9 protein-coding genes are annotated in these 5,919 nt (G+C 35.8%); 3 read left to right on the top strand and 6 right to left on the bottom strand.

Features of this window, described 5'->3' with window-relative positions; all coding sequences use genetic code 11:
* Positions 1-212: 212 nt before the first annotated feature.
* The 3 genes from NI467_RS14240 to NI467_RS14230 are packed head-to-tail and all read left to right on the top strand — an operon-like array spanning position 213 to position 1,730.
* Positions 213-623, top strand: coding sequence for a conjugal transfer protein TraD (locus NI467_RS14240; protein WP_044109132.1), 411 nt, complete (start codon positions 213-215; stop codon positions 621-623).
* A gap of 25 nt (positions 624-648) precedes the next feature.
* On the top strand, positions 649-996 hold the full coding sequence (locus NI467_RS14235; protein WP_044109134.1) for a hypothetical protein: 348 nt from the start codon (positions 649-651) through the stop codon (positions 994-996).
* A 38-nt stretch (positions 997-1,034) separates the two neighbouring features.
* Complete coding sequence (locus NI467_RS14230; protein ID WP_175965959.1) at positions 1,035-1,730, top strand: hypothetical protein; 696 nt, start codon at positions 1,035-1,037, stop codon at positions 1,728-1,730.
* Between the two features lie 779 nt (positions 1,731-2,509).
* Here NI467_RS14230 and NI467_RS14225 read toward each other — a convergent pair.
* From NI467_RS14225 to NI467_RS14200, 6 genes are all read right to left on the bottom strand, one after another.
* The gene (locus tag NI467_RS14225; protein WP_044112494.1) at positions 2,510-3,325 is read right to left on the bottom strand and encodes a hypothetical protein; all 816 of its coding nucleotides are present in this window, start codon (positions 3,323-3,325) and stop codon (positions 2,510-2,512) included.
* A 283-nt stretch (positions 3,326-3,608) separates the two neighbouring features.
* A complete protein-coding gene (locus NI467_RS14220; RefSeq protein ID WP_114674320.1) occupies positions 3,609-3,824 on the bottom strand; it encodes a hypothetical protein in 216 nt (71 codons plus the stop codon).
* Positions 3,814-4,110, bottom strand: coding sequence for a BrnT family toxin (locus tag NI467_RS14215; RefSeq protein WP_042087986.1), 297 nt, complete (start codon positions 4,108-4,110; stop codon positions 3,814-3,816). The genes NI467_RS14220 and NI467_RS14215 overlap by 11 nt, the downstream gene beginning before the upstream one ends.
* A gap of 70 nt (positions 4,111-4,180) precedes the next feature.
* Positions 4,181-4,681, bottom strand: a complete 501-nt coding sequence (locus NI467_RS14210) for a hypothetical protein (protein ID WP_044109130.1) — start codon at positions 4,679-4,681, stop codon at positions 4,181-4,183.
* A complete protein-coding gene (locus tag NI467_RS14205; protein ID WP_161417620.1) occupies positions 4,678-5,607 on the bottom strand; it encodes a MobA/MobL family protein in 930 nt (309 codons plus the stop codon). Before NI467_RS14205 ends, NI467_RS14210 begins: the two co-directional genes overlap by 4 nt.
* A complete protein-coding gene (locus NI467_RS14200) occupies positions 5,607-5,762 on the bottom strand; it encodes a hypothetical protein (RefSeq protein ID WP_004846790.1) in 156 nt (51 codons plus the stop codon). Before NI467_RS14200 ends, NI467_RS14205 begins: the two co-directional genes overlap by 1 nt.
* Positions 5,763-5,919: the final 157 nt, after the last annotated feature.

Here is a 5,919-nt window from a genome sequence, read left to right as displayed (position 1 = left end):
CAGGGTTTTAGGGATGAAGTCCCTAACGTGCTTAGGTTTCTCAATGAAATTGAGAAACGTCTAAGCGCGCCATCAAATTTTTGATGGAAGTGCAGGCAACAATCTCTAGAACGACTTTAACAAAATTGCGTACATTTGACGTAATTATTTTGTTATCGTTCTTTGAGAATTAAGCCTGTACTTTTGCGGTATCTGAATTAATGGAATTGAATATGAATAATGATTGGCTGTCTGAAAAAATCACCTATATCTCTGCTTTAAAGAATCCGAGTGATGCTCAAAAACTTTTATTGGAATTAGCTAAAATCCAATACCGTACACCAGACCAAGAGAAAAAACTGAATGCTTTGATTAAAGCCGAAAAAGCAATAGATCGAGCGAATAAGCAAAAGGTAGCCGTTAGAAAATTACTGAATGCAGAAAAAGAAGCTGAACGTAAAGCTCGTACACGTCATCTCATCCAATTAGGCGCACTTTTTGAGATTGCCAATCTAGATCAACGGAACCCAGCAGAATTACTTGGAGTTCTGCTTAAAACTGCTGAAATCGACCCAAATGATATGAAATGGCAAATTTGGAAAGATTTAGGACAACAAGTTTTGAATACACGTAAGGAAAAATAATTTTTAATTTTCAGGATGTTACACGATGCAAAGTCCAGCTAGAAAAAGGTATCTTATTAATTATTTATTGAATCGATACCGTCTAAAATATCAGGAAGCTAGAGAGCTATATGAGGTAATAACCATCTGTATACAACGAAATTTTATCTTTAGCCGTGATTTATCTAATTTCATTATAGAAAATAATTTAGGCTTCTACTTTCCAAATATTTGTGGCGTTCTTTATATGAATGATGGCTACAATCAATGGAAATTTTATGGTGGATTTTCACAAAAAATATATAAAATTTTATGCTTTGAATTAAATCTATTAAGCAAAAGAAGTAATGCTTCAACTACTCGATTTATTCCATTCAAAAATTTTTTAAGATGATTTACCATCAGTCCTAACATTATATAGTAGATGATTACATGCTTGAATTTATAGGTTTTATTACTTTATGTTTTTTTGGATATAAAATCTTAATTTTCTTTTTAAGAAAGAAAAATGCTGTAAGTAATTCAGAAAGTGGGTTCGAGATAAGAAATTTCTCGATCGATGAATTAGGTGTACCTTCGAACTATTTCAACTATATAACATCAAGTAAAATTGAAGATATTAAAAAGAAAGCCCTTTATCTAAAAGAGAATAATTTTAAGGATAGTAGTTGGCCAATGTTAATGGCTATTTCTATTTATCTATTTTTTTATGAAGACTGTAAAAAAACTGAATATGAAAGCAATGCAGTTATGGATTTTCTAAAAATAGATCCAACTATTATAAAAAAAGAATTAGAGTTAGATCCTTACAAAATTATTAATTATTTTATTAATGCAAAAAAAGATTATGAATTTGCAACAAATGATCAAATTACTAATTTAATAGTAGAATCATCAAAAATAGATGGTAAAAATATATCTTATAAATCATCAATATATGAACGTATGTCAAGATATGCAGATGATAACTGGTATAGTCATGGACATAACGAAGATTGTGTTTACTTTTATGCTGAATCTATAGACGACAATATTTATGGTGTCGTAGTAAAAGCAATAAATTATGAAGAAGGTAGAGAAGGCAAAGCAAATTTAATAGTAGAAATTTGCAATGATTTAAAAAAATAGCCTAAGCATAAAATAAATTTTAGAACTCACAAGTCTAAATCACACGACCTTAAAAGCAAAAGCTCTCAACTTCTCAACACGCCTCCAAAGCGTCGCACTTCGTGCTTTGGCTTTGGAAACGGTTGAGAGAGTTTCGGCAATACTCACCCTAAGGGCTGTCATTTAAAAAAATGACATATCCCCTAAGTATTGCCGATTTACCTGTATATATTTGGCTTCGGAGCCACGTATATCGGTCGTATCCGCACATAGTTTTGCAAACTATGCAGACAAGGACTCAAAGTCTTGCACTTCGCTCCACGCGCTCCCTGTCGTTACATTGCCTGTATCTCTGCGAGGGTTTCCCCAACATGCAACTTAACAAGTCCTATGTAACTACTCCCAACGCTCCGCCTATGTGAAGTTCCCCTGTAAGCGGTTTAGCCTTTCGACTATAGCTACAATACGCCAGTGACACTTATTCCTACCACACGTACTGCATGCCGACCGTAAAACGGACACGCAGAAGCGGGCAAAGCTCGATCTAGGATACTTATTTGACGATTTAAAACACGAATTAACGAAGACTTATCATTTTGAGGCTTGATATAAACACTGTTTATTGTGAAAATAGAGTTCAGGTACAAGCCTTTTGGTGAAATCAGTACGAGCGTCAACTCTGCTGATCTTCGTTACTTGATGTTCTAGCATCAAATAACTGCGTACCGCTGAATTTACTTGAAAACCCCTCTAACTTGCAAGACTTAGAGGGGTTTTTGTTTATAATTTTAAATTACAAACTACTTATCTTTATTTAAAGCAAATTTTCGCTTCTTAATCACCGTAATTGGCTTTTCTTTTGGGCCCATATTTTTTTGAATGGCTACCTGCTTCATCTCTACTGGCACAACACTATTTTCATTAGTCTTTGGACTAGATTCTTTAGGCTTTGAGTCTGTTGGCTTTTGCAGAGTTGCTTCTTTATTTTTAATTTTTATATAAATTTCATGAGCAACTGTATTGTGCTCTTTAATTTCTCTGTTTTTATCAGCCAATTTTTTATACTGCTCCTTAAAAGGTTTTATAAATTTTTTGATAGCTGATAAGAACACGGCTTCTTCAGGGTATATTTCCGCTAATGTCTTAGGTGTTTCCTTTTGCACGAAATTGATGAGATCGGCTGGAAATTTATTAAGAATTTCTGGAGTAGCAAAGCTTACAAAATCATAGTCATGATAAGAAATTACAGCATATCTCGTATTTTTCTTGGTCGGACTTTTAATATAACCTTTGACTGTTGCCTCCCCTTGATCAAGTAACTTTTTCAAATAGAAATCTTTAATTTGGTTTTCTATAAGTGCATTCCCTCTATAGAACCTAAGCTTCTGACTGATTTCCGCCTGTTCTTCCTGGTTGTCTTCATTAACAAGTTTTAGCTGTTCGGCTTGGTCAAGGAATTGAGCATAATTATATTGAGCAAGTTCGGATGTCCAAATCAGTAACTGGTCAAGGTTTTTAGGCATAGGAACTTTCAAATCATTCAAATCAAGCTTTTTAATGGGCGCAAGTTCTTCTTCCTTAAATTCCTTTCTCTCTAAACTCGCTCGATTTAACATAGAACTATCCTTCAATATTACTTATATTTCAAAAATCTGTAAGTCATTAAAACAATCTTAAATAACCATCTAGACACCGAATACAGCCATTATAAGATTATGAAAAATCTAGAGCGACTATCTTTGCTGATATTTGTGTTCAAGATGAGAGAGTTAAATAAATACGTATCGTTAAATGTAAAAAAAGTCTATTTAGTATTGATACTAAATAGACTTTTTCTTTTATAAATTGAACATCAAGACAAAAAAAGGAGGTCATGTCTAATCATGACTAAATCCCTAATTAAGCACGTTTCAATGCCATAACATGGCGAACCATATCGTTAATATGTTGTTTTGTTTCATTATCTTGTGAACTTAACCATTCTACGACATCAGCATCAAAAGCCTTTGCTTGCGCTATGGCATGGCGTTCCTGTAATTTCTTCACAAAGCTAGGTTTAACCAATGGGGCATTGGTAGGGTCAAAATTTTTATAGCGTTCTAGTTCATTTTGCATTGCTGTACCTCCGCTTTTGGTGATGTGATGGTTCAAATGCAGTGATTATTCTCGCAACATCTCCACGTTCAACCCAAACCACTGTTAATAGTCTACCACGATTGCTTAAACCGACTGATATTAGTCGTTGTTCGTCATAGTGTCCTACATCATCAAAAGACATCAATGCAGGATCAAGGAAAATACTACAGACCTCCTCGAACGTAATTTCACGCCCTCGATAGACTAAATCCATTTTTTGGTCATGCCATTCAAATAACAAGCCGTAATATTCAATCAATGGCATGATTACCTCTTTTCCTCTCGTAAAACTGAAATTAAGTAAGAATTTTCTTTTAGCATAAGAAATATTCTTATTATTTTGGGTCGATCACACATAAATCATTGTTTTTGGAATAGTTGCACTGATCTTTCATTATTCGGACACAAGGTTTAGTTTCTTCCCCAACTTTACAGCTTTGAATATCAAGTTGAATACCATCCTCTCTTAAGCTCTCAATCTTAGAAATATTCTCAAGTGGCTTTATATAAACACTAAATAACCAAATGATGCCAAGCATAAGAATGGTAAAAATTCCTAAAATCATTGCGATGATTTTCCACGAAAATTCATAGCTGGCTGATTCAATCGAGTTTTTTAAGCGTCCAAGTGCTTTAGCAGTCTTAATAAGCTCCGCTGTTCCCTCTTGTAAGCCCGTATTTAGCGATTTTGATACGGTACTATGGGTTTGCCCAGCGATAGCCCTTTGAATGTCTTCCTTCGTGATTTGAAGCTCTTTAACGGCCTGATTGACTAGGTTCTGCTGTTGTTCTGCAACTGCCATCAGTGCATATAGCTTTTTTTCATCAGGTGTCATCGGCTCATCCCCTTATAACTCATGGTTTTCTGTTGTTCTCGCTCTAATTTCTGCTGTTCTTTGTACTGTTCCAAAGCAAGCTGTTTGAAGCTGTCAAAATCAGCCTTAAAGCTCTCAATCCCCTGTTTAATTTCTTTGTCTGAAATTGGGCTGTCTTTGAGGTCTTTCAGGTCTTTTTTCGGGTCACCTAAGTCTAGTTGTTCAAGCTCTTTATAGGCTGTTCGTGACTGTTGCAGGGCTTCCCTGATTTCAGGGTCTTTGGCTTGGCTTGGTAATAGTTTTTTTTCAGGGTCTTTCTCTATGCCTTGCTCTTTGTAGCTTCGCATATCAATACGGCTGTCAATTTGGTGTTTTTCTAAATGGCTGTTGCATAAATCTGCCCATCTTTGGCGTAGGTCTTTAATATCGGTTTTTCTTTCCTGGTAACTCTTACCGGTATTGTCTTTTTTAGCTCCGCCACGTTCAGGATTTTTGCTGTTATAGCGTTTGAAATACTGCTCCGGATCTCGTTCGATTCCATCTTGCAAACGTTCATTAAACATGAGGTGAACGTGGGGCTGATCATTGCCGTCCATTGCTTTAGGGTTATGAATCGCAAACTGATATGGATATTTTGAGCCGATCTCGGACTGAATGAAGTCCTCAACCAATTCTAGGCGTTGCTCGGCATTCATTTCTCTAGGCAAGGCAATTTCATATTCTCGATAAGTACTGCCATTTTTGCGCTCGTAAAGGTCGGCTGCCTCCCAAAAGGCAATCGGATTATGTTCAGCCCATTTCGGCATGTTTCCATAAGCACTATGTTCAAGGTCAGTTTCTGCCTGTTCCTGTTTCAGCTTCTTTTCTTCGTCCCGATCAATATATTCGGAATGCGGTGCTGCCTTGCCTGCCTTGCCAACTTTGACACTTAAACGAGCAATCGCCATTAGGTTTTTTCCTGTTCCTTTTTTCGGTCTAATTCTTTCTTAAAGGCTCTTTGATCGAGTATCGAAGCCCACATCATAATGATGATGATTAGAGGTGCTGCGATCACGCCAAAAGTAATATCTTTAATTTTTCCCAGTACCTGTTTTAGTTGCATGCAGTTGCTCCTAGCTTTGGTACTTCTTTTTTCTGTAAATTGAAAATTTACGGAAAAAAGAAGTTTCAGGGTTTTAGGGATGAAGTCCCTAACGTGCTTAGGTTTCTCAATGAAATTGAGAAACGTCTAAGCGCGCCATCAAATTTTTGATGGAAGT

This window comes from Acinetobacter sp. S4397-1 (genome assembly GCF_024129285.1).
In the GTDB taxonomy this organism is placed as follows: Bacteria; Pseudomonadota; Gammaproteobacteria; order Pseudomonadales; family Moraxellaceae; genus Acinetobacter; species Acinetobacter lwoffii_C.
The sequence above is the reverse complement of the archived record's forward strand: the minus strand, read 5'-3'. Positions and strand labels throughout refer to the sequence as shown.

Coding starts and splice junctions, on each gene's coding strand:
- NI467_RS14225 (WP_044112494.1), bottom strand. CDS start 3,325: ATGTTAAATCGAGCGAGTTTAGAGAGAAAGGAATTTAAGGAAGAAGAA.
- NI467_RS14210 (WP_044109130.1), bottom strand. CDS start 4,681: ATGACACCTGATGAAAAAAAGCTATATGCACTGATGGCAGTTGCAGAA.
- NI467_RS14230 (WP_175965959.1), top strand. CDS start 1,035: ATGCTTGAATTTATAGGTTTTATTACTTTATGTTTTTTTGGATATAAA.
- NI467_RS14200 (WP_004846790.1), bottom strand. CDS start 5,762: ATGCAACTAAAACAGGTACTGGGAAAAATTAAAGATATTACTTTTGGC.
- NI467_RS14240 (WP_044109132.1), top strand. CDS start 213: ATGAATAATGATTGGCTGTCTGAAAAAATCACCTATATCTCTGCTTTA.
- NI467_RS14205 (WP_161417620.1), bottom strand. CDS start 5,607: ATGGCGATTGCTCGTTTAAGTGTCAAAGTTGGCAAGGCAGGCAAGGCA.
- NI467_RS14235 (WP_044109134.1), top strand. CDS start 649: ATGCAAAGTCCAGCTAGAAAAAGGTATCTTATTAATTATTTATTGAAT.
- NI467_RS14215 (WP_042087986.1), bottom strand. CDS start 4,110: ATGCCATTGATTGAATATTACGGCTTGTTATTTGAATGGCATGACCAA.
- NI467_RS14220 (WP_114674320.1), bottom strand. CDS start 3,824: ATGCAAAATGAACTAGAACGCTATAAAAATTTTGACCCTACCAATGCC.